This is a genomic window from Calothrix sp. CCY 0018 (assembly GCF_963920925.1).
Taxonomy (GTDB): domain Bacteria; phylum Cyanobacteriota; class Cyanobacteriia; order Cyanobacteriales; family Nostocaceae; genus Rivularia.
Map to the genome: position 1 here is coordinate 35,164 of NZ_CAWUDI010000015.1, position 25,227 is coordinate 60,390.

The 25,227-nt window shown below is 38.5% G+C and carries 14 protein-coding genes and 1 pseudogene; 7 read left to right on the forward strand and 8 right to left on the reverse strand.

All coding sequences use genetic code 11. From position 1 onward, the window contains the following. Positions 1–155 precede the first annotated feature (155 nt). The 4 genes from purB to ACM03V_RS12945 form a co-directional block, all read right to left on the reverse strand. On the reverse strand, positions 156–1,451 hold the full coding sequence (gene purB, locus ACM03V_RS12930; protein ID WP_414621282.1) for an adenylosuccinate lyase: 1,296 nt from the start codon (positions 1,449–1,451) through the stop codon (positions 156–158). A 267-nt stretch (positions 1,452–1,718) separates the two neighbouring features. Then, positions 1,719–3,176 carry a hypothetical protein gene (locus ACM03V_RS12935; RefSeq protein ID WP_414621193.1) on the reverse strand — a complete coding sequence of 486 codons (1,458 nt, stop codon included), beginning with the start codon at positions 3,174–3,176 and terminating at the stop codon, positions 1,719–1,721. 1 nt (position 3,177) lies between these two features. Beyond that, positions 3,178–3,582, reverse strand: coding sequence for a hypothetical protein (locus ACM03V_RS12940; RefSeq protein ID WP_414621194.1), 405 nt, complete (start codon positions 3,580–3,582; stop codon positions 3,178–3,180). Between the two features lie 331 nt (positions 3,583–3,913). Further along, the gene (locus ACM03V_RS12945; RefSeq protein ID WP_414621195.1) at positions 3,914–7,498 is read right to left on the reverse strand and encodes a tetratricopeptide repeat protein; all 3,585 of its coding nucleotides are present in this window, start codon (positions 7,496–7,498) and stop codon (positions 3,914–3,916) included. 860 nt (positions 7,499–8,358) lie between these two features. Between ACM03V_RS12945 and ACM03V_RS12950 the strand changes: the two genes are divergently transcribed. Both ACM03V_RS12950 and ACM03V_RS12955 read left to right on the forward strand, forming a co-directional pair. Beyond that, positions 8,359–9,867 carry a flavin monoamine oxidase family protein gene (locus ACM03V_RS12950; RefSeq protein ID WP_414621196.1) on the forward strand — a complete coding sequence of 503 codons (1,509 nt, stop codon included), beginning with the start codon at positions 8,359–8,361 and terminating at the stop codon, positions 9,865–9,867. Between the two features lie 353 nt (positions 9,868–10,220). Continuing rightward, the gene (locus ACM03V_RS12955) at positions 10,221–11,573 is read left to right on the forward strand and encodes a cytochrome P450 (protein ID WP_414621197.1); all 1,353 of its coding nucleotides are present in this window, start codon (positions 10,221–10,223) and stop codon (positions 11,571–11,573) included. Positions 11,574–11,646: 73 nt separating this feature from the next. Here ACM03V_RS12955 and ACM03V_RS12960 read toward each other — a convergent pair whose 3' ends face one another. The 3 genes from ACM03V_RS12960 to ACM03V_RS12970 all read right to left on the reverse strand — a co-directional run bounded on the left by ACM03V_RS12960 (position 11,647) and on the right by ACM03V_RS12970 (position 14,840). Then, positions 11,647–12,420, reverse strand: a complete 774-nt coding sequence (locus ACM03V_RS12960; RefSeq protein WP_414621198.1) for a class I SAM-dependent methyltransferase — start codon at positions 12,418–12,420, stop codon at positions 11,647–11,649. Between the two features lie 593 nt (positions 12,421–13,013). Then, on the reverse strand, positions 13,014–13,646 hold the full coding sequence (locus tag ACM03V_RS12965) for a class I SAM-dependent methyltransferase (protein ID WP_414621199.1): 633 nt from the start codon (positions 13,644–13,646) through the stop codon (positions 13,014–13,016). Between the two features lie 162 nt (positions 13,647–13,808). Next, positions 13,809–14,840 (reverse strand): glutathione S-transferase N-terminal domain-containing protein, encoded by a 1,032-nt coding sequence (locus tag ACM03V_RS12970; RefSeq protein WP_414621200.1) that lies wholly within the window; start codon positions 14,838–14,840, stop codon positions 13,809–13,811. A gap of 82 nt (positions 14,841–14,922) precedes the next feature. Between ACM03V_RS12970 and ACM03V_RS12975 the strand changes: the two genes are divergently transcribed. The 4 genes and pseudogenes from ACM03V_RS12975 (at position 14,923) to ACM03V_RS12990 (ending at position 22,065) form a co-directional block, all read left to right on the forward strand. Beyond that, complete coding sequence (locus ACM03V_RS12975) at positions 14,923–15,465, forward strand: TetR/AcrR family transcriptional regulator (protein ID WP_414621201.1); 543 nt, start codon at positions 14,923–14,925, stop codon at positions 15,463–15,465. A gap of 489 nt (positions 15,466–15,954) precedes the next feature. Further along, positions 15,955–18,195 carry an SUMF1/EgtB/PvdO family nonheme iron enzyme gene (locus tag ACM03V_RS12980; protein WP_414621202.1) on the forward strand — a complete coding sequence of 747 codons (2,241 nt, stop codon included), beginning with the start codon at positions 15,955–15,957 and terminating at the stop codon, positions 18,193–18,195. 88 nt (positions 18,196–18,283) lie between these two features. After that, a pseudogene (locus ACM03V_RS12985) lies at positions 18,284–18,385 on the forward strand (four helix bundle protein); the annotation flags it as partial. Positions 18,386–19,092: 707 nt separating this feature from the next. Continuing rightward, positions 19,093–22,065, forward strand: a complete 2,973-nt coding sequence (locus ACM03V_RS12990) for a tetratricopeptide repeat protein (protein WP_414621203.1) — start codon at positions 19,093–19,095, stop codon at positions 22,063–22,065. Between the two features lie 654 nt (positions 22,066–22,719). On the opposite strand, the gene ACM03V_RS12995 is transcribed toward ACM03V_RS12990, so the two are convergent. Further along, the gene (locus ACM03V_RS12995) at positions 22,720–24,270 is read right to left on the reverse strand and encodes an ATP-binding protein (RefSeq protein WP_414621204.1); all 1,551 of its coding nucleotides are present in this window, start codon (positions 24,268–24,270) and stop codon (positions 22,720–22,722) included. 128 nt (positions 24,271–24,398) lie between these two features. Between ACM03V_RS12995 and ACM03V_RS13000 the strand changes: the two genes are divergently transcribed. Further along, a complete protein-coding gene (locus tag ACM03V_RS13000) occupies positions 24,399–24,824 on the forward strand; it encodes a thermonuclease family protein (protein ID WP_414621205.1) in 426 nt (141 codons plus the stop codon). Positions 24,825–25,227 lie beyond the last annotated feature (403 nt).

A 25,227-nucleotide genomic window follows, 5' to 3' on the forward strand; every position in this document is an offset into this window, starting at 1 on the left:
TGAATTACAGACAAAGGTAATCATTTAGACATTAAGTTACGTATTTAGTTTAACCGGAAGGAATGGGAGATGGGGGGATGGGGGGACAAGGGGACAAGGGGAATTATACCTTTAACCTTTAACCTATGCCCCATGCCCAATTCCCTATGCCCAATTTATATTCCTAACCGTTGATAAACTACATCTAGATGCTGTAAATGGTGTTTGGCATCAAAACAGGCTTCGATTTCTGGGGATGATAGTTTTTCTTTAACCCGAGTGTCTTTGGCTATTAAGTCATGAAAATTGCCGTCTTTTTTATTCCATGCTGTATGAGCGCTTTCTTGAACTATTTGATATGCTTCTTCGCGGTTCATTCCTTTGTCAATTAAGGTTAATAAAACTCTTTGACTGAATACTACTCCACCGTAACAGTTCATATTTTTCGCCATGTTTTCGGGGTATACCAACAAATTTTTAACTAAGTTGGTGGCTTCCCTTAGCATAAAATGGGTCAATATACAAGAGTCGGGGAGAATTACTCTTTCTACGGAACTGTGAGAAATATCTCTTTCGTGCCATAATGCGACGTTTTCCAAGGCTGCAACGGCGTTTCCGCGCACGATTCGCGCCATTCCGGTTAATCTTTCGGAACGGATGGGGTTGCGTTTATGGGGCATTGCCGAGGAACCTTTTTGTCCTTTTGAGAAAAATTCTTCTACTTCGAGGACATCTGTTCTTTGTAAGTTGCGGATTTCTACAGCGAAACGTTCTAGGGATGCGGTTGTTAAAGCTAGTTGTTGCAGAAAATCGGCATGGCGATCGCGCGAAATAACTTGGGTGGATGCGGTGTCTGGCTGAAGTCCGAGTTTTTCACAAGCGAGTGCTTCTACACGGGGTTCGATATTGGCGTAGGTTCCCACAGCACCGGAAATTTGACCAACTGCGATGGTTTTGCGTAAAGTATGTAAACGCTGTTGGTTGCGTAAGACTTCGGCTAACCATCCAGCTAATTTAAAACCAAAGGTGATGGGTTCTGCATGGATTCCGTGGGAGCGTCCAATCATTACAGTGTAGCGATGTTCCCTAGCTTGTTCGCGAATAGCTGCAATTAATTCTTCCTGCTTTTGGATAATTAAATCTAAGCTAGCGAGCATTTGTAGCGCTAAAGCGGTATCCAGCACGTCTGAGCTTGTCATTCCTAGATGAATGTAGCGTCCAGCATCACCAACATATTCGTTGACATTTGTCAAGAAAGCAATCACATCGTGGCGGACTTCGGCTTCAATTTCTTGCACTCTTTTAACATCAAAATTCGCCTTTGCTTTAATTTCCCTTACTGCTTCGGCAGGGATATAACCTAAATCGGCTTGTGCTTCACAAACTGCAATTTCTACTTGCAGCCAGGTTTGAAACCTGTAAGAGTCAGTCCAGATATTGCCCATTTCAGGCAGAGTATAGCGTTCAATCAAGGTTCGCGCCACCGAATACAACTAATTCATTGTACAGGTTGTTAATTGTTAATGGTTAGTTGTTAGTGGTTAGTTGTTGGGAGTTAGTTGTTGGGAGTTATAAGTTAAGAGTTAAGTTATACATGATATCAATGCTCACAAATTACTAACTAAATGGGTATGCCAAATTATTTGCGTCATTGCGAGCGACAGCGAAGCAATCCCAGAGTATTGCGATTGCTTCACTTCGTTCGCAATGACAATATACGATTAATTTTGCACCACTACTTATCGACGAAAGAAGCGATAAATTAAAGCTAGTAAGAAAGGTGCGAGAACTATAAAACTCACCATGAAAGCAGGTGATAGCATCACAGAGAAGTCATAACCTTCTGAATATATTTGCTTTGGTTTTGGTAAATATTGTGTAGCTACCGTAGCTGTTAAACCGCTAATTGCGAGTCCTACACCGACGAGAGCAATGGTATTATCAAGTTTGCGATCGCTTTTTGTTTGTTCTAGTTGAATTATTCCTTGCAAGGTATCGCTGAGGTTTTGAACTACGGTTAATCCAGGGGTTAAGTTAGCGTAGTCGGTTTCGGCCTGCTGTAGGTATTTTTTCGCGTATATTTCGCTTTGACTAAATTCTTTGAGACAGTTGAGATTACTTGATTGATGTTCGCGGGTAATTTTTTCTAAGCGGTATTGATAGTTATCTAGATTGATTTTGATGGTGCGGATTTGGTCATCGAGATAGTTCAATTGAATTGTATAATCTGATAAAGATACGAGGGTATTGGTTAAAGTCTTTTGTAATTGAGTTAAATTTAATTTACCTGTATTTAATTGAACTTGTAATTTTCGCGCTTTGTTTATGGAATCCTGGATTTCAATAAATTCTTGTTTGAGATTATTTTTTAAAAGCCTGCTTTGATAGTATGCCCAAACAATTTTATGGCGATAGTGAAATAAACGAATAAAATCTTGATATATAGGTTGAACCAGCTTTCTCATCTCCGAAGCCGAGATATTTTCTGGAAACAGCCAAATTAAAACATGATGGCTTTCAGTTCTAAATTTATCCCAGAAATCTTTACCTGTTAAATTTATTATTTCTGGGTGATACCACAACTCAAAGATTTTCCCTCCGAATAAATCACCTTTACCAATAAAATCTTTATTCCATTTATAGTTACTAGCAATTTGGGTGTATATATCTTCGGCTATATCTTGAATTTCTGTATCTGATTTATTTACTTCTAATTTTCCCCAAGCTAACCAAGTTTGACCAATTGTACCCGATTCGTAAGAATTGAATTGATTGCTTTTATCTTGTTTGTGAGAAATTTGCTTTTGAATTTCTTCCTTATATTTTTGAAAAATCTTGTTATTAATATCTTGCGGCTTATCGTCAGATTTACCATGAGCATCTTTTTTACCCGAATTATCAACTAAAAGAGCGTAGGTATCGCCGAGTTGTCGGGGATAATAAAAGCCATCATCAGGTGAATCAAATTCTCTAAATCTGGTTTCTAATAAATCAATTCCATCAGCTTCACTGTGACGGTGCTTTTTGATTTGAGCGCATTTTTCGTCAAAAGTTGTTTTATCTAAATCACCAAATATTTTCTCACAGAAAGCTTTACAATTAGCATCAATCTTTCCTTCATCATCCCCTAAACCATCCTTTAAATCGTAGAGGAATAAATCAAGTGTTGGAAAAATAAGATTAGTTTGATTTGACATTTCATTTATTGCCAGTAAATCGATTACGAATTCGTTGCAAAATATTCTGAGGTTGTTGAGATTTCTTTGCTGCTGCTACCGAATCTTGATCGTTAAATACATCTCTAGCTGAATTGATAATTTCAGGAGTATTTTGATTCGGGTTTTCCTCTAGGGGTAAATTTTCGATTCCTTTATTTTTCTCCGCTCCAGTTTTTACTAAGGATGTTAATTCTGTTTGGTAAACTACATTTAAAGGTTCATAAGATTTGGCAATAGTATCAAGTTCGGGAATATTTGTCGAGTTAGCAGTTAGTGATGAGCCAAATTGATTTAATTGGTTTTGTATTTCAACTGGTAAGGATTTATCCAGTTGACAAAGGGAATTAAGGAAGGCTTGTAAAACGATTGTGTCTGTTGATTTCATGGGAATTGTTGATTGTATATAGCGGGTTTTAATTGGATGTCATATTGACTGAACCTCACCACGCCACTTGCTACAACGCGGGGAACCCGCGCAAAGCAGTGGCTCCCCTTCCCCTCCCTTGTTAAGGAGAGGGGTGACTTTAGCCAGGGTGTTTGAAAAGTATAATGTTTCACTTCTAATCCCGGAAACCTAACCCCCCTACCCCCCTTCCCTACTAGGGAATGGGGGTTTGAAAGCCTCTCTCCTCGTAGGAGAGAGGTTTGGAGAGAGGTTCCAGCGCATCTTCTTAACTAGGTTGAAGTTATTATATAATTCATTCAAACCAAAATATCTAAATACCAGTAATGATAAAACCTGCCCAATAATAAGGATGCTCAAAAAGTTTGCCTTTGTGATTCTCAATTGATTGTAAATATGCCTTTAATACAATACGCGAACTATTATTTTCTCCTAATTGACTATAACTAAATCTATAAAATGTTTGCAGCTTTCTATAAGTAAGATTTTTTAACCATTTTGTTGCCATAACTAAAGCAATATTTGGTGTTTTACCTTTTCTAATTTGTCTGTAAAAGTAAATCATCAGTAAGCTGGTAGAAATTTCATTTACCGTCCACAGAGAACTGACTACATAAGATACAGCTTGATAAAGAAAAGCACTGACTAAGCCGACATATTCTGCTTCTACAGTTTCATTTCCAGTAATTGCGGTTTCGCAAGCTGAAAGAGAAACTAATTGATAGCCACTTAAGTTAAGGTTGCGGATTTCTGGTAGTGTTAAATCGGGGTTTATTTCGGCATCTGTTGAATTGCGGTTGAGGTAAATAGCTGAATTTTGGGGACGTTTGTTATCATAGCTGCCATGTCCGGAAAAGTGGAAAATATTGTATCCTGCTGCTAAAGCTTGTTGAACGGTGTTTTTGTTGGCTTCATCGTCGGATATATGTTTGGAATTGGTATTTTCAAAGATTCGGGCTATGGTTTCTGATTCAATTTGCGTGTAGGTTAACATCTGCAAACCTTCAGCTTCTCTACCGAAACCGGAGTATTCGACGATTAGTAAATTGGAATTGATAGAATGTTGATGTGAATTTTGGGGTTGAGAATTTAAAGTTAAGCCAATTTGAGCGCTGGGTAGATAATTGATGGTGAAATTATCGGGGAAAAGCGCATGAAGCGGGAAGCGGTGTAAATCGCGATGGGGAATTAAGATAAGATTTTGAATATTAAAGTTTGATTTTTGAATTGATTCAATAATTCGGGGAATATTAAGGATTTCGCTCAGTTGTGTCAGTAATTGTGGTAAATTATCTCGCCAAACTGGATTTGATGACTGTTGTTTCTTCCCTTTTCGATAACTCTCGTATTGCTTATCCCAATTTTTGATCCAAGCTTCTAAATTATCTAGGTTTTGTGTGGGAATAACAATGGGTTTATCTGCACCGGGCTTAATAATAAATGTGGTGAGAGCAAAGGGGCTGATATGCCAGTATATTATTGCTGTATTTGGTTGGGGATTGACTAATTTTTGAATTTCGCTGTAGCTGGGACTAAGGATATATTCTTTTTGATTATCGAGTATCCAGGTAAGGTAGAAATTTTTGTCTCTCTCGGCAGATTCTAAAGCGGGTATAAAGTCACCATTTTCGATTAAAACGTCAACTCGCATTTGTGAGAAACCATAAAATTCGGCTTGTAACTTGCGTTTTTGTAAAGATGATTTATTTGGGGAGTTTAATAAATTTCTGAATACTTCTAATGCTTGTCTTCGGTATTGTTTTGCTTCGTCGTGTTTATTTAAGCCGAATAGAACGCGAATTAAGTTTTTTAATACTTGTAAATGTAATTCGGGGAAGGCTTCTGGTGTTAGGGTGGTTAGAGCTTGTTTATATTCGGATTCTGCTTGCAGCCAGTATTGACGGTAATCTCTTTCTCCTATTCCTTGGTAATAGTGAGCATTACCTATTGCTTGATGTAACTTTCCCCACCCTAAAGATTGGGGGCAATATTTTAAGCCTTCTCGATAGCTGGCTAATCTTCCTTGATAACCGCGTTGGTTTAGGGCTGGGTTTTTTATGGTAAAGGAGTTAGAAGAAGCCAAAAATTGATTAAAACTTATGGATTCTCCTGCTGTAGCACCCCGGTTTCCCCAAGCATCGTGGAAGTCAGGTTTAATTTCAATTGCTTTGTCGTAGGATGCAATGGCTTGTTCAAATCTTCCTAATTCATCCAGCGCATTACCCCGGCTGTACCAAGCTTCGTGGAAGTCAGGTTTAATTTCAACTGCTTTGTCGTAGGATGCAATGGCTTGTTCAAACCTTTTTAATTCATACAACACAGTACCCCGGTTGTGCCAAGCATTGTAGTAGTCAGGTTTAATTTCAACTGCTTTTTCAAAAGATTCAATAGCTTGTTCAAACCTTCTTAATTCATACTGCACAACACCCCGGGTGTACCAAGCATTGTAGTAGTCAGGTTTAATTTCAATTGCTTTGTCGCAAGATTCAATGGCTTGTTCAAACATTCCTAATTCTCTCAGCATAATACTCCGGTTATACCAAGCTTCGTAGTAGTCAGGTTTAATTTCAACTGCTTTATCTAAGGATACTATCGCTTCTTCAAATCTTCCCAATTTATCCAGCAAATAACTCCGGTTATACCAAGCTTCGTAGTAGTCAGGTTTAATTTCAACTGCTTTGTCGTAGGATGCAATGGCTTGATCAAACCTTCCTAATTCATACAGCGCAACACCCCGGTTTCCCCAAGCTTGGTAGTAGTCAGCTTTAATTTCAATTGCTTTATCTAAGGATACTATCGCTTCTTCAAACCTAATTGCTTTTTCAAAAGATGCAATAGCTTGATCAAACCTTCCTAATTCAATCAGCGCAATACCCCGGTTGTACCAAGCTTCGTGGTAGTCAGGTTTAATTTCAACTGCTTTGTCGTAGGATGCAATGGCTTGATTAAATCTTCCTAAATCATACAGCGCAACACCCCGGTTTCCCCAAGCTTCGTGGTAGTCAGGTTTAATTTCAATTGCTTTGTCATAAGATGCGATGGCTTTTTCTAACCTTCCTAACTTACCCAGCGCATTACCCCGACTGTGCCAAGCTTGGTAGTAGTCAGGTTTAATTTCAATTGCTTTGTCAGAAGATGCAATAGCTTGATCAAACCTTCCTAATTCAATCAGCGCAATACCCCGGTTTCCCCAAGCTTCGTGGTAGTCAGGTTTAATTTCAATTGCTTTGTCGTAGGATGCAATGGCTTGTTCAACTCTTCCTAATTCATCCAGCGCAACACCCCGGTTTCCCCAAGCTTCGTGGAAGTCAGGTTTAATTTCAATTGCTTTGTCGTAGGATGCAATGGCTTGTTCAAATCTTCCCAATTCACCCAGTGCAACCCCCCGGTTTACCCAAGCTTCGTAGTAGTCAGGTTTAATTTCAATTGCTTTGTCGTAGGATGCAATGGCTTGTTCAAAATCCCCAGCCTCACACTGCTGAAAACCTCTATCAAACCAAACTTCCGCTTCCCCTACTTCCTCCTCTCCCCCCAACAATTCCCTCCCAATCTCCCCAGCAACCTGACTCAACTCCCCAAAACCAACTTCACTCAACCGCACCATCCGCTCTGCTAACTCACGATTCTTCCCGTCACCAGCCAGCAACCTCTCACCAAAACCCCGCAACCATTCCACCAAATTTGACTCAACAATATTATTTATATCTAAAGAAGCTTTTACGCTTCCACGACTCCAGTCTTCATCATTCAACAACTTGAGAAAAAACGATTCATACTCAGCATCCGACAATTCCTGTGGCTTTGCTTTATCATTAGGCTTTTGAAGCGAAACAACCTGCTTTTTACCAAATAAGCGCTGCCAAAGTTTCTTAAACCACCGCAAAAGTCGGTTAATCATGCTGCTGTAATCTATAACCGTGTTATTACTTAGATAATAGCAAAATTAGTTAAGCAACAATGGTTTTAGCCGATCATTCTTCACCAATTACCAATTACCAATTCCCTTCAAAAAACCGCCCCCCGTCGAATTAAATCATCTTTTATCTGCTGGGAAATTCCTGGATTATTACCGAAGCGGGTATTTTCAACTATCTTGATTTTAGATTGTAGATTTTTTCAAGGGGATTATGCTTTCCAGTCGATATCTGAGATTAATTTTCTTGACAATAACATTAATTTTTCACAACACATACTCTTATTATTGCTTATTTCATCTGGCATTCCGATGTTGGGTTACGACGCATACGCAAATTTATTCGTTAATCATTAACTATCTTTGTGCGTCTAACCCAACCTACGCACTGTTGACTTTAATCGAATTTCTCGGTTTTTCATTCATACAATTTTTCTGTCAGTAATAATCGCAACACAAATCCCTCACCCCGCCTCCGGCACCCCTCTCCCAAGCTTGGGAGAGGGGAAGGGGGAGAGGGCAATATCTTGAACACCAACACGTTTTTTGCATGAATTTTTATGCTTAAAAAATGTACAGAGTCAACAGCCTACCCCTAGCCCCCCTAAAAAAGGGGGGAATTGGAGTTAAAGTCCCCCTTTAAAAGGGGGATTTAGGGGGATCTTCCGAGATGTGTGTACACCTTAGCCTCTCCCCCCCCGATCTTTCTATTTGCTTCTACGAGAAATGCATAAACTCCTGCAACCTGCCTCTATCAAATAACAGAGCGGTTGAAACAAACACAAACTTCACCGCACACATCAAATATTTACTCACATTAATACACATCTAAGAGGAATCTTGTCATGGACACCAAATTTATGCTGCAAATGAGCGAATTAGCTAACACCACTACTAAAAAGCATATCACCGTCTTGGGTGCGGGAGTTGCTGGTTTAGTTGCTGCTTACGAATTAGAAAAAATGGGTCACACGGTTGATATTATAGAAGCTAGCAATCGTATCGGTGGAAGAATTTGGACTCATCGCTTCGGGGAAGAAAAAGACGCTCCTTATGCTGAGTTGGGTGCAATGAGAATTCCTAGCGAACACCAACATACTCTACACTATGTTGAAGAAATGGGATTATCTGACAGACTTTGTAAGTTCGTTACTGTATTTGAAGAACAAAATGCTTTCATCAACGTTGAAGGAAAAATCTTCAAGATGAAAGATGCTCCTAAAATTTTCCAACAGCGTTACCAAGGCATCTTCACTGACGAGCGTTACAGCGAACAAACTAGATTATTTGCAGCTTGGTTAAAAACCATCGTTGATACCATCTCCCCCGGTAATTTACGAGAAAGTTTGGATAACGATCTAAAATCCCATTTGATGGATGAGTTGGAAAGATTGGATTTGGAGCCTTATTTCTTAGAAAACGGTGAAAAAATCGATTTACAAGGTTTTGTAAAAGATAATCCCAGCTTCCGCGCTCGTTGTAGTAAAGCTTTAGATATGTTCCTTGGTGACATTGTAGTTGAAACCAGTCAGGATTTATTGCAAATTAAAGGTGGTACTCAACTTCTGATCGATCGCTTGGTTGAATCTGTAAAAGCAAAAATTACTTGTAATCAACCAGTTGTGGGAATCAAAGTTAAAGATGGCTATACTCAAATCGATTTTTTAGAAAACGGCGAACGTAAAAGTCGTAACTGTGAATATGTTTTGTGTACAATTCCCTTCACCGTCATGAGAAAGATGGAATTAGAAGGATTTGATTCTAGAAAAATTGATTCTATTCACAATACAGTTTACTGCCCAGCGACAAAAGTTGCTTTCCACACCAAAGAAAATTTCTGGGAAAAGCAAGGTATTAAAGGTGGTGCTTCTTTTAGTGGTGCTGGCGTGCGTCAAAGTTATTATCCTTCTGTTAAATTCAATCCAGAACTTGGTAGTGTGATGTTAGCTTCTTACACAATTGGCGATGATGCCGTGAGCTTGGGTAATATGAGTGAAGATCAACGTCATAATTATGTAAAAGATGTTGTGAGTAACGTACATCCGGAATTACAACAAGAAGGAATGATTAAAGATGTTGCTTCCATCGCTTGGGGTAATTACGAATGGAGTGCTGGCGGTTGTACAATACATTGGGATGATTCCAACCACACTGCTAATTATTTAGAAGCTGCAAGAGCGCAAAATAATTTATTCTTCGCTGGCGAACATTGTTCTAAATACCCCGCTTGGATACAAGGTTCGATTGAATCTACTTTAGAAGCTGTTTACGATATTGTTTCTCATGAAGCTCAAGTACCTGTTTCAACTTACTCTTCTACCCTTGTTGCTCAAAAGGAACTTGTTGCAGTGTAAATCAATTATCAATGAATAATTATCAATTATCAGTTATGAAGAATAAGTATTTATTTGAATTAAATTAAATTGAATTAAATTGAATTGAATTAAGAATAGCCGCAACTTGAACAATAAAACTAGTATTCCACCAATTTAGATCCCCCCAACCCCCCTTAAAAAAGGGGGGCTTTGCGTAAGTCCTAATTAAATTGAATTGAATATTGATGTGTATTTTAAAGGTGTCTCCGGTGTTAGGGACATCTTTTTTTATTCCCAATGCCCAATGCCCAATGCCCCATTCCCTATTCAAAATGCATAAATTCTTGCACTTCATTACCATAAAAGAATAATTTACCAGTAGGGGAAATTTGATGTCGAGTCAATTACCGAATTGCATTACCACTCCAGGTTGGTGGCAGTTAATGAATTGGATAGCCGATCCAATTGAATTTCAAAAGAAATATAGCCGGAAGTATGGAGATATTTTTACCATCCAGTTATCTGGAATCGGTTCTTCTGTAATTATCGCTCATCCCAACGCTATTCAAGAACTTTTTAGTCAAGATTCTAAATTTGATATCGGTAGAGCCAACGAACTTGCTGAACCTTTGATTGGTAAAAACTCTTTGATGATGATGGATGGATCTCGCCATCGTCGGGAACGAAAATTGTTAATGCCTGCATTTCATGGGGAGAAAATCCAAGTTTACGCTCAACAAATTATCGATATTACCGAAAATATAGCCGGTAAATGGCAAGTGGGTGATTCTTTTATTGTCCGCTCTACGATGCAGAAAGTAAGTTTGGAGATAATTTTACAGGTTGTTTTTGGTTTAAGTCAAGGGAAACGCTACGAACAACTCAAACCTTTACTTACCGATTGGCTCGATATGACTGATTCTCCCTTGCGATCGAGTATGCTGTTTCTCAAATTCTTACAAAAAGATTGGGGAAATTGGACTCCTTGGGGAAAGATGAGACACAGACAAAGGCAAGTTTACGATTTACTCCAAGCTGAAATTGAAGAGAGAAGAATAAATTTAGAAACAACAGATAATACAGGTAATGATGTTCTGAGTTTAATGATGGCAGTACGGGATGAAGATGGTCAAGCAATGACCGATGCGGAATTAACAGATGAACTTTTAACTATCTTATTTGCCGGTCATGAAACTACTGCTACAACTTTATCATGGGCTTTTTATCAAATTTATCAAAATCCAGATGTTCTTGAAAAATTGCAGTTAGAACTAAAAGGTTTAGGAGAAAATCCCAACCCCTTAGAAATTGCTAAACTTCCCTACCTATCAGCAGTCTGTCAAGAAACCCTGCGAATGTACCCGGTGCTTCCGGTGCTTTTCCCACGCATCGCACTTTCACCAATCAAAATTGGCGGAATTGAATTTGATGCCGAAACAACCTTTATGCCGAGTGTCTATTTAGTACATTACCGAGAAGATTTGTATCCCAATCCCCAACAGTTTCAACCACAACGTTTTCTGGAACGACAATATTCCTCCTGCGAATACTTTCCCTTTGGTGGTGGAAGTCGCAGATGTTTGGGATATACCTTAGCTCAATTAGAAATGAAACTAGTTATCGCAACAGTTATATCTAAATATCAACTTGCTTCTTTAGATGAGCAACCAGTGAAAATACAGCGTCGTGGTTTTACCCTTGCTCCCACTGGTGGAGTCAATATGGTGATGAAAGGGAAGAGGTAATTGGTAATTGGTAATTGGTTTTTGGTGATTATATCAAATGCTTTTTAATTACCTATGCCCAATGCCCAATGCCCTATTTACTTTGAATAAAACGATAGCCAACATCATATTGCTTCTGCTTTCTTAAATAACCATATTCGTTATCCCATTTTCCCGTTTGCAAATCTGCTTGCAAGCGCAATACTCCCTGCTCAACTTCATTAATATCAATAGAAGCAAAAGAAGAAATCCCATTGCGAATATTTATATCTAAATACAATTCCGGTCTTGCCCAACCTACAGCAAAGGAATCTGACAAATTATGCGGCACCCGAAAAGGAATTACATTGACGCTGTTTTCAGTTACCGATTGAATTTCATTACTTAACTTCGATATTGAGATAAAAGTAGATTCAACATCTTCAATTAACGAAGGAAAATATTTAGTTAACCAAAAGCCTGAAATCATTGCTGGGTCGTAAGTAAACACAATGATCTTACCGTTACCAACAACTCTACAAACTTCACGCAATGCTTGTTGATAATCTTGGAAATGGTGTAAAGCAAGCATGATTATCGCTGCTTCTGCTGCGCGATCGCACAATGGCAAATTCTCCGCATATCCATCAATCCATTTAATTGCTGGATGCGATAAAGCCTGATTTCTCATCGTCTCTGAAGGCTCAACCGCAATCACTTCATATCCATACTCCGCTAGAAAAAACGCATAAGAACCAGTTCCAGCACCAATATCCACAATTTTTGAAGCCTGCGTTGACTCCAAAAGGTCTAATAGTTTCCTCGCTATACGCGAATCACTTTTCCGAGTTTTACCGTAGTTTTTGCCAATCTTGTCGTAAAGTGCCATTCATCAATCCCAATTTTTGAACCTAAATGCAGCACTGCACTTAATAATTAGATCCAAGCTGCAAAAAATCGCTTTTTTCTATAGATTTTTAGTCAACCCCTAATTATCTCATAAAAAGCCACCATATTCTTAAATAAAAATCGAAAATCATCATCTGATAAATAAAACTTGTTTAAAACTAAAAATTCATTAAACTTCTGTATTCATATTCCGTTACAAACTCGTTACCTTCCTTCATATAAAAATTTTTATTGACCAAATTCTCAATTAGCTCACGAGATTACAAGACTTTGCGCCAAAATGTGATATTATTATGCTGAGGGAAGCACTTTAACCACTTTTCAATTTATCAAGTAAATAGCCCCTTAATAAGCAGCAGTTAACTTGATTTTTGTAGTACAAAACCTCATAATCGTATTACATAGTTCAAAAATACTATATAAAAACCTTGATGTTCGCATGAAGCAATATTAATTTTGCTGTAATCAAAAATACCAATTCAGGCTAAATGAAATACTGATATTGACAATAAACACCTTTTGTCTTATGTCTTTGTTTGTAGTAAGCGATTAATCGCTTTCTCATTGCAGATTTTATGTTGATGACTCAAAACGATATTCAATTCTTAAACGCTGAGGAAATCTATTGTTCTTCTCAGAATAACTATTGCGCTGAATCTCTTCTAATCCCAACTTGAGAAAATAATCGATTTCTTCCAAAGATAAAGGATATGGTGGCCCGCTTGGTTCTTCAGGAGTATCGCGAGTCACCGTGACAACTAATAACGTTCCTTCTTCGGCAACGAATTGAGCAATAGCTGCCATTACTTGCTCGCGAACTTGTAAAGGTAAAGATTGAATTGTTCTTGCTTCAAAAACAAAGTTAAAATTTCGCTGCCATTTTTTAGTTAAATTTGCATCGAATAAATCCGCAACAACGTAGTTAACAGAAGAATCGGGAAACCTTTGTTTGCACCAATCTATTGCAGTAGGAGAAATATCAAAAGCCGTCACGTCAAATCCTTTCTCTGCTAAGATTTCCGCATCGTCTCCTAATCCACATCCGACAACTAAAGCTTTTATTTTTGAACTTAAATTTTTGCCAAATTGTGGATGTTGATTTAACCAATCTTTGAGATAGGCATTCGCTGTCATATTTGCCCAAGGAACTTGCTTTGAATCTCCTTTGGCTTTTATATATATGTTGTCGAACCAGTTTTGAGTCATTTTAGATTTTAGATTTTAACTCTTTTGGATTTTGGGTTTTAATCTGGCGGTTGAAACCGCGTCTACACAGGCAAAGTCCACCTTCGTGGACTAAACTAATTAATTTATATAACCCGCGCAGGCGGGTTTTGCTTGTGTAGCAGTACCTGGTGCCAGATACTTTCAAAATTTGTTTATCCCAGGCATTTCAATAAAATTGGGCAGTTTTTTAACGCGATCGCACCATTGGTTTATGGCAGGATATTTATCTAACATCACACCACCTTCGGGAGCTAAAGCAATATAGGGAAAACAAGCGATATCGGCAATGGTAGGACGATTCAAAGCTAACCATTCATTTTTAGTTAAATGTTGTTCGATAAGATTTAGAATTGATTCTGCTTTTTTCTGTGCTGCATCAACGTTAATTCCACCAAACTTTGTACCTAACCTTGCATCAGCAGGGCCACGAGCAATTTCGTTTGCTGCTGTTAATAACCATTGAGTTACTTGTGCCATTCCCGCAGCATCGCTAGGAAACCAAGCTTCTCCACCATGTTTTTTAGCTTTTTTAGCTAAGTAAACTAAGATTGCTTGGGAATCTCTCAAAACTAAGTCGTCATCTTCTAATACCGGAACTTGTCCCAAAGGATTTAATTTGAGAAATTCTGGCGATTTGTGTTCTCCAGCCATTAAATCAACTGGGATAAGTTCGTAGTTGATATCCAGCAAGGATAAAAATAAACGTACTTTGTAGCAGTTTCCGGAAAGCTCTAAATCATATAGTTTCATATTCAAAATCTCTTGATTATCTTGTTTTACAGCAGAAGGATAAATTTGGTCGAATTCTAATACGTTGCCATCTGGATCTCGAATAAAACAAACTCGACGACGTTCTCCAAGATATTTTGGCCCTTCGGTAACTTTAATATTTTCTTGCTCTAATTTTTTTAACAATGCATCCAAATCATCTACAATAAAAGCTGGATGAGTAATTCCTGGATACTTGATAGCTTCATCCATGAGAATATTTTTATGACGTTTTACCCCATTGAATATCAGATTAAGATAAACACCACCATCTGTAACTAACTCGCTGGCTTGCTCTTTAGGAAAATACTTCTCTTCAATAAATCCCAGTTTTTCGTAAAATTCTAAAGCTTCAACGCGATCGCTGACACGAATCCCTATATGCTCGTAACCAATTATTTTCATTTACTGTACCGAACGTTCCGTACATAATTACTGTACCGAACAATCGGTACAATGTAAATATGGCGAATAAGTATACGTAAAAATGTCGAAAGAAGAAGCGATTATCAAATTAATTCCAGCATTTAGGAAGTATGGCTATGAAGGAGCAACGCTGACATTGCTTTCAAAAGCGAGTGGTTTAGGTAAAGCAAGCCTTTATCACTATTTCCCTGGTGGTAAATCAGAAATGGCTGCTGCTGTATTTGAATATATTGGGATTTATTTTGGTGAATTGGTGCTGAAGACTTTGCAGGGGGAAGAGAAACCTGCTGTGAAAATTCAAGCTGCTTGCGATAGTTTGCGAGAGTTTTACGATTCTGGGAGAAACTCTTGTTTTTTAGCGATTATGTCTTTTGGTGAAGCGGATAAATTGTTTCATGACAAAGTAAAAGCAAGATTGGAATTGATGGTTGAAAGTTTGGCTGAAGTGTTGGTGGATGCAGGGATTGAAAAGGAGATTGCCCAAATGAGGAGTCTTGATGCGATCGCGACTATTCAAGGTGCGTTGGTTTTGGTGAGAATTTTAGATGATACAGAGCCTTTTGAGAGAGTTATTGAGGGGTTGGTGGGGAGGTTGTTGGGTTGATTTGTGGTTGGTGAATCGTAGCAATTTCTCCAACCGATTTCTCTCCATCAGTTAAAAAGCTTGTAATTACTGTCAGTGCTGGTGTTTTGGAAGCGATCGCTATAATAAAATCAGTATCACGCTTGGAAAAATCAACAATAATGATGCTACCGCGTCAGGCTATGTTAAGCGCGGACACGCTTTCCTAAAGGAAAGGTAAGTCCTGTCTAAAAGGAGTTTTTATTTCTTGAGTATCTATGTACAATACTTAAATAAAACTCTCTACTGCATAAGTAGCAACTTGGGTCATCTATTATAAATATATAAGTAGGTTAGCGTAATTAAACATAACTATGTTTTGTCATTGCGTTCACGAAGTGTTCCCTTTTAGGGAATGGAGGCACGACGAAGCAATCACAACCGTTTCGAGCTTTTTACTTTTCGTTACATAGTTGGTTTTATTACTGCCGACTTACTTAGATATAGTACTAAATATAAAAACCTTCTACGATGAGCGCTGAAACTCCCGTTAAAACAATCTTGGTATTATCAGCGAATCCTAGAGGTACAAGACCTTTGCGCTTGGATGAAGAGATTCGTGAAATTGAGCAGGGGTTACAAAGGTCGAAAAAAAGGGAAAGTTTTGCGTTCAAGTCAGGACAAGCAGTGCGTGACTTTGATATTCATCGCTCTATTTTAGATCACGACCCCCAGATTATTCATTTTTCTGGGCATGGTACGGGGGAACAAGGTTTAGTATTTGAAGATAATATTGGACAACAGAAGTTAGTAGATGCAGAAGCATTAGCTGGATTGTTTGAACTATTTGCATTGCAGATAGAGTGTGTAGTACTTAATGCTTGCTATTCCAAGATTCAAGCCAAGGCGATCGCCCAACATATTGATTATGTTATCGGCATGAGCAAGGAAATTGGAGATGCAGCCGCGATTAAATTTGCGGTGGGATTCTATGATGCTCTGGGTGCGGGAAGAGATGTGGAATTTTCATATAAGCTTGGTTGTAGAGTCATCCGCATGGCAGGAATTCCAGAGCATTTGACACCTCAATTATTTAGAAAAAAAGATTATTCTGGAGAAAATATAGATACAACTCCTTTACCCACTTCACCCCCACAGGATGCTCGCAATACAACCGTTATTTCTCCACCTGCATCAGCAACTACTCCCCTTGTACCTAGACAAGAAGAACCCAATATTGCTCAATATCGTCAGAAAGTTGAAGAATTTGCTTCTGATGGGGTGATTTCTGATATTGAATCCCTTATATTAAATCATTTACAAAACCAGCTAAGATTAACGGATGAGCAAGCGCGTGGAGTTCGAGAGGAAGTATTAGAACCCTACGAAATTTACAAGCAACAATTTGAAAAGAAAGTAGCTGAACAAGGATACCCACTGAGGGAAAAAGCTCAAGCAGAATTAAAAAAGTTGCAAAACTACTACAAAATTAAAGACGAATATATAAATTTAGTAAACCAAGAAGCCGAAAAGCAAGAAGCTGAAAAATTACGAGGACAAGAAGAAAGTCGAAGAATACAAGCACAACAAGAACACGAAAATAACCTACGTCGTTATGAGCAGGAATTGTCTAAAGCATTAAAAGCTGGATATCCGCTAAATGAATTTGTTCGCAATGGATTAAAAAACTTCCAGCAATCTTTAGGACTTACTAATGAAGATGTTGCACCGATTGAACAACGATTGCTCGCACCAAAGCAAACCGAATACGAACGTCAGCAGCAGGAAGTAGAAAGATTAAGGCAACAAAAGCTAGAGCAGCAAAGATTAGAATATCAAAGACAACAAGCAGAATTACAAAGACAGCGAGAACCAAAATCCCCTTCAATTATTCAAACCCAACCATTTGAATTCGAGACAGCCACTTTAACGGTAAAAACCATAACCGAAAAACGTCCTCGGCTATTTGGATTTTTAGAAGACACCTCAACATCAACCTCCTGCGATATTACCCGCAGTCGGGGACGAGCCGAATCTTTCAAAGAAGATTTAGGTAATGGTGTATTCCTAGAAATGGTGGAAATCCCTGGTGGTAGTTTCCTTATGGGTTCCCCAGAAAATGAGTTAGAACGAAGTGACTATGAAAGTCCGCAGCACAAAGTTAATATTAAACCCTTTTTCATGGGTAAGTTTCCAGTTACGCAAGAACAGTATCAAGCAATCATGGGTGAAAATCCCTCACACTTCCAAGGAAAAAATAAACCTGTTGAACGTGTAAGGTGGGATAATGCAGTAGACTTTTGTGGTAGAATATCCAAGAGGACTGGAAAAACCTATCGCTTACCTAGTGAAGCTGAGTGGGAATATGCTTGTCGGGCTGGAACGAGAACTCCATTTCACTTCGGCGAAACTATTACTACTGACCTAGCGAACTATGATGGTAATTATACCTATGGTTCTGGACCCAAGGGTAAGTATTTAGAGCAAACCACAGATGTTGGTAGTTTCCCTGCTAATACCTTTGGGCTGTACGATATACATGGAAATGTCTGGGAATGGTGTCAAGATAGTTGGCATAAAAACTATCAAGGAGCGCCAAATAACGGTAGCGCTTGGAATGATAATGAGAATAATTATCGTCTGCTGCGTGGCGGTTCGTGGCGCCACCTTCCGAGGATCTGCCGTAGTGCGTTTCGCGCTTGGTACGAGCGCGGTAACTCCGACGTCAACTTCGGGTTTCGGGTTGTCGTTGCTTGCTCCAGGGCTTCTTAGCCCTTTGCACTTTAACCCTATTGCCCTTTACACTTCTTTCTTTTTCCCTTAGCCCCGCGCGAAGCGCGATTTTTTTTTGAGGTGCTGGATGGATGATTTATCTATTATACAAAAAACCTACGATTTAATCAAGTGGTATATACCAATATTAAATCGTCTTCCCAGAAAGCATAAATTTACTTTGGGAGAGTGAATGATAGTGAGACTGTATGATTTTTTAGATAACCTAATAATAGCACGATATGCCTTCATTATTTGTGTCATTGCGAGCGACAGCGAAGCAATCTCAACACTTTGGGATTGCGTCGTTTCACTCGCAATGACAAATAAGTAGATGAACAAAAATATTTACCGTCATTACGAGCGAAGCGAAGTAATCCTAGCCCTTGCGATTGCGTCGTTTCACTCCGTTCCACTCGCAATGACAAATATACAATTAATTTTGCCTGAATACTTATCAAACTCGTTTGCTTCTAGATTTTAAGTTAATCAATATCAAACGTTATGAATGCGTCACACACTAGTGACTCTGTAAATTTTTTAAGCATAAAAATTCATGCGAAAAACGTGTTGGTGTTCAAGATATTGCCCTCTCCCCCTTCCCCTCTCCCAAGTTTGGGAGAGGGGTGCCCTTCAGGGCGGGGTGAGGGAGAAAGATTATGGTTGCTACCGGCATAAAACTTGTACTCACGAAGCACGCGGAAATTTTATCAAAGTCAACAGCCTAGTCACACACCCTACAAGAATAAATCTCCCCCATCCCCCCAATGCCCATTGCCCAATCTTTCCCCAAAACCCGCTATCATATAGGCGTTAACTAATTACCAACAGACAAGGGATAGAGTTGTGAAAGTCAATAAGGTAAAGATATTTGCTCTGGTATCGTTTAGCAATATTATGCTTTCAACCCTTTTGATGTCTGTTGGGGTTGCTGGTGCGAAACCTGCTTCTAATTATATTGTTGCTGCTGACTCTTCACGTTATGCAGAAAAAGCAAAGAAAAACCTAACCCCCCAGCCCCCTTCCCTACTAGGGAATGGGGAGAATTTAAAGCCTCTCCCCGATGCCGAGAGAGGTTTGGAGAGAGGTGATTATATAATTGCTCAAGCTTCGACGGAACAGCAAATTGAACAGTTGGAAAGACAGCAGCAAACTACTAATCAATATATAAATCAAACTACTTTCTTATTTAATACGCTTCTCGCTACGTTAGTTGTATTAATGATTGGGGTGATTATTTCTATATTTTTGTTAAGACGTGCGGTGTTTCGGGAAGTTACGAATTTGGTAACTGCTCGTTTTAAGGAGTTGGGGGATTTAGAAGCTAAAATTGCAACTGCTAATAATAAGGTACAAAAACTAATTGAGTCAGCGGAAGATTCTGTTGATGAATTAAACCAAGAAGCCAAAATTCTCAGTGAAGATATTGGAAGTAAGCAACAAGGTTTATCGGTGTTGGTTTCCGATTTATCTGCGTCGAAGCAACAGGCTTTGTCGGAAATTGAATCGCAAATTGCTGTTTTTAAGCAGGCTTTAAATAAGTTAGATACGGAATTTACTGGAAAGCTCTCGGAAGTGCAAGGGAATGCTCAGCAGCAAGGTAATGCGATTATTCAAAATTTGGAAAGGTTAAGTGCTGAATTTTTACCGCAGATGCAGGGGTTGCAATCGGATGTTTTGCAGCAGAAGGATAATGTTGTGGAAACTCTCAAGCACTCGCAGGTTGATTTTGTTAGCGATTTAAAGCAACTTCAATCAGCGGCAGAGCAGCAACGGGATTTGATTTTGGTTTCTCTACAAAGTCTTTCTGCTGAATTTAAACCTAAATTAAATGTACTTGAAGCCGATTTACAACAACATAAGGATTTAGCGGTAGAAAATATCAAGCAGTCGCAAACCGATTTTAAAACTGAATTACAGCAGCTTCAATCGGCGACTCAAGCTCAGCAACAGCAGATTTTACAGAATTTACAGCAGCAAGAAGCGAATTTTGCTCCTCAACTGTCGGCGATTCTGACTCACGTACAATCTCAAAAAGATGCGATTATCGAGAATTTGAAACTTTCCGAAAATCAGTTTGCATCTCAGGTTTCTCAATTACATACCGATTTACAAACGCAAAAAGACGGTACTTTACAAAGATTTGCGGGTACGGAATCCGAATTCGTCACTCAACTTTCCCAACTCCAACAAGATGCTCAACTTTATAAAGATGCTATTTTACAGAATTTACAAAAATTAGAAGCCGATTTTGCACCGCAGCTTGAAGATATTGAAGCCGATGCTAGAGAAAAAGCTGGACATTATAAGGATGAAACGCTGCAAAATCTGGAAAAATTGCGCGACGAAATTAACGTTGAGCTAAAACAAGCTCAAGACTTGATTCAACAGCAAGTTAATTCCACTCAAAATAATGTAGTTAATTTAGAAACTTCCGTTGCTGCTAAATTGAAGGAATCGCAATCGGGTATTCAAGAGCAGAGACAGCAAACTCTGCAAAATTTATCCCAACTGGAAACCGATTTAACCGCGAAATTCGCTGTTTTACAATCTGAAGTACAAATTCGCAAGGATTCCGCTTATGAATTGTTGCAAAATCTGGAAAAAGAAGCCAACAACAAAATTTCAACTTCTACCACCGGAATTGAATCGCAGCAAAATCAAACTTTAGAAAGCTTACAGAAATTAGAAAAAACCGCTCAGGAGCAACTTGCGGCTTTACAATCGGAAATTACCGCTCGTAAAGATTCCAGTTTGGATAAGTTGGATAAATTGGAATCTACTTTAAGCGAGCAATTAAAGTTAGTGCAATCAGATGCGGAAGTTGAGAAGCAGCAGATATTACAAAAACTATCCGAAATTACACCCAGCGAAATCGCTTCCTCTGCCGTTGGCGAAATCTTGCAGAAGCTAGAGAAAGTAGTTGAACCGATAGAAAAACTAAAATCAAATCATCCTCAATTATTTATTAACCTTGACGAATTTGTTACTCAGGGTGATGAATTATTTGCAGCCGGGAATTACCAAGAAGCAATCGAAGCTTATAATAAAGCCTTAGAAGTGCAGCCAGAAAACGATAAAATCTGGTATCACAAGGGTTTAGCGCTGTGGGAATTGAAGCAGTATGAGGATGCGATCGCAACATTTGATAAAGTATTAGAAATCAATCCTTCCCACGCCGATAGCTGGTACCATCGCGGTTTAGCGTTGATGGAAATCAAGCGTTATGAAGCTGCAATTTCTGCTTTTGGTAAAGTTGTCAAAAAGCAGCCAGATAATGAAAAGCTGTGGTTTGTGTTGGGAATGTGTTTGGGAAGAATTAAGCGTTACGAAGATGCGATCGCAGGTTTCGATCGAGCGTTGAAAATTAAACCCGATTACTATCAAGCCTGGGTTGATAAAGGTGTAATTCTAGGTAAATTGCAGCGTCACGAAGATGCATTTCAAGCCTTTGATAAAGCCGTGGAAGTTGAGCCAAGTAACGCTACAGCTTGGATGAATCGCGGTATGGCTTTGGAAATGTTGGAGCGTTACGATGATGCGGTAACTTCCTTTGATAAAGCAATTGAATTTAATCCTACCCCCAAAGCTTATGATAAACGGGGTTATGTTTTAATTGAATTAGAAAGGGATGAAGAAGCATTGACTAGCTTTGATAAAGCTTTAGAAATTGATGAAAACTACGCCAGTGCCTTTTACAATAAAGCGATTTGTTATAGCTATCAAGGTAAAGTTGATCAAGCAGTTGAAACCTTGAAAAAAGCGATTGAATTAAACGAACAGTATAAAGAAAATGCTGTAAACGATCCAGATTTTGAAGCGATTGCCGAAGATGAGAAGTTTAAACAGTTAACAGTTAACAGATTGTAGGTTGGGTTAGGTGCTTTTATAAATATGATTTTCAACCAAGGAATTAGAAATTGCACCGTAACCCAACATTTCCTGTGGTTGTTTCAACAGAGTAAATGTTGGGTTACGACACGATTCAAAGTTATCGTTTTAAATTGAATTAGTTTTAGTGTCTAACCCAACCTACGAACTAACATTATTTGAATTGTTTTAAATTACTGATGTTGGGTTACGACACGATTCAAAGTTATCGTTTTAAATCAAATCAATTTCGTGTCTAACCCAACCTACGAACTTAAGCTTACAAGATAACAGCAATGTAGGTTGGGTTAGGTGCTTCGATCCATATGACTTTCAAACCAGGAATTAAAAATTGCACCGTAACCCAACATTATAATAGGTTGTTTCAAGTAAGTAAGTTGGGTTACGACACGATTCAAAGTTATCGTTTTAAATCAAATCAATTTCGTGTCTAACCCAACCTACGGACTGAGCAATTATCTGTGGTTGTTTTAATTACTGATGTTGGGTTACGACACGATTAAGAGTTATAGTTTTCAATCAAATTAATTTGCGTGTCTAACCCAACCTACGAACTGACTTTTCAATTCGCGTGAAGTTATACAATGAAAGAATAGCTTCTAAATGCTGCGTTCAGCTTAGCCTTTATCTTTTTCAAGCCCGAATCACAGTAATAGCTCGTTGATTTTCAGTATTAACAATTTCCGTTGATAAACGTTCCTCAATTGGCAAAGCATTTTTACGTCTATCAAATATAAATAACCAACCTTCATCTAATCCTAAACGAGCTAAATAGGATTCTAACTGCTCAATTCCATCATTTTGGGGGTCGCGTTTCTTTTCGCGCCATACTTTTAATTCTATTCCCAAAGTGACACTTCTGTAGCGCAAACATAAATCCATTCTGTCACTACCAATTGCATATTCCCTTTCCAAGGTTCCACCACCGTTGACAACGCGATGTAAGAAAGCCATTAATACGATATGGGGTGCAATTTCATGGTAGCTAGCACTTCTTAATAATGGTTCTCCGTGCTGTCGCCAAAATTTGATAAAAGCCTCTAATAAAGCATCTTTATTTAATTCACCTTCAGGAGTCAACCAACTAGGACTGATAAGAGGTAAACTATCTTGAGTTCCTAGAACTAAAACACGGGGGATTACTTCACGGTAAATCGGGTTAGCAATTACTAATCCTCCGGCTGGATCGCGTCGCAATAATCCCAAGTCGATTAAATATTGTCGATCATCGTTGGAAGTATCACCTAATGCCTGTCCGGATAATATTGGTTCGATAATGTTTTTAACTCGTTGTTCTCTGAGTTTTTCTGCAAGGGAATCGAGATGAGTATCTTGACGAGCAATTAATATTTCCTTTGCTTGTAAAATATGCTCTTTTGTAATAGGAATATTCCTATCCTTAACCATTTTTTCTACAACTTCTTTAGCTAATGCATTTACTAACCAAGGTTGTCCCTGAGTTAAATCAAATGCTGTTGCTGTCGCTTCCAGTGTAAAAATTTGTCCTGTTTCTTCTGTATGTTGCTGATATAGTTCTTCTACTTCTGCTGCGTTGAAATTTCTTAGAGTAATAGAACTAACTTTAATATTAAAAGGACTCGCTGTATTTAATCTATCGCTTCCACCAGAAGCAACTTTGTAATCCCTCACATCTCGTAAACCAATCAATCCTACAGAAGAAGGAAAATTTTCTGGACGGATAGGATAACCATCCCGTAATTGTCGCAATACAGAAATTAAAGTATCGTTTTGTAAGGAATCAATTTCATCAATAAATAATACTAAAGGTCGTGGTATATGCTCTGTCCAAGCCTTCAAACTAGCTTGGATTCTTTGTCCTGATTCTTCATAAACCCAAGCAGAAGGTTGTAAATCTTTGGGTAAGCGCACTGAAATTAAATTTCGCCAAGAACCTAAAATTGCTAATTCTGCTGCACTGGGGTCATTGTTAAAAGCACTTCCCACTTCTACCGATACCATAACAGCTGCATAGCGTCCGCTTTTGGTTAATTGTTTAGCTAGTGCTAGCATTGCGGTTGTTTTACCCGTTTGTCGCGGTGCGTGAACGACAAAATAACTTTCTTGTTTGATGAGGGTTTCTAAGTCAGGTAAGCGACTTGTAGCTGGGAGCATATAGTGCTTATCTGATTTACATGGGCCAGCAGTATTGAACCAGCGAGACATTTAATTTTCACCAGTTAGCGGACACTTTGAGTTTAGACGATTTTTGGGAACTATAAATTTAATTTCCCCAAATACGCAGTGATTAAAGTAACATAGAATTACTTATATTCTTTTTTAAAATAAAAACGATGGATTTAACTCAATTGATGTTAATACTGGCAACGGTAGTAGGTGTGGTAGATGGGGAAACGATTCGCGCGAAGAATAGTCAAGGAGAAGCCGCAACTATCAAACTTGCTTGCATTCATATACCGACTCGAAAATCCCGTAGAGAGCAAGCGAATCAAAGATTGCAGCAGCTTTTACCGAAAGGTAATCCCGTGGTTATTCGGTTTGCAGATACATACAAAGAATCGCAAATTGTTGGGGAAGTCTTTTCAAATAATCAATCGATAAATCTGCAAATGGTGAAAGAAGGTAAAGCTGTTGTAGATAAATTATCTGTAGAACAAAATTGTTATGAAAGTAGAGTTCAATTTTTGGTAGCAGAAGCCAATGCTAAACAACGAGGTTTGGGTTTGTGGGAGAAATCTAGATATGTGATGAATCAGTAATCAGTTACCAGTTAGCAGTTAGCTTAGTTAGTAGTAGACATCTCCGAAAAAGAAAAACACCCCTCTCCAAACCTCTCCCCCACAGGGAGAGAGGCTTTAAAACCCCACTTCCCTCCTAGGGAAGGGGGGTAGGGGGGTTAGGTTTGCGTATAAAATGAAACTACCTAAATGTTTTCCGGAGATGTCTAGTGGGACTAATTGTATAAAATAGCAAATGAAATATAGAACCTCACCCTCGCTTTACCTGTGGTAAATCTTTCCCTCTCCTTAGCAAGGAGAGGGTAGGGTGAGGTTTTAAAATAATTACATTAATATTTTCGGTAATTACTGACAAAGGAACTGTATATTTATTTCATACTACTAAATACATATTTAATTGTTCGTAGAAAACTGCAATAGATAA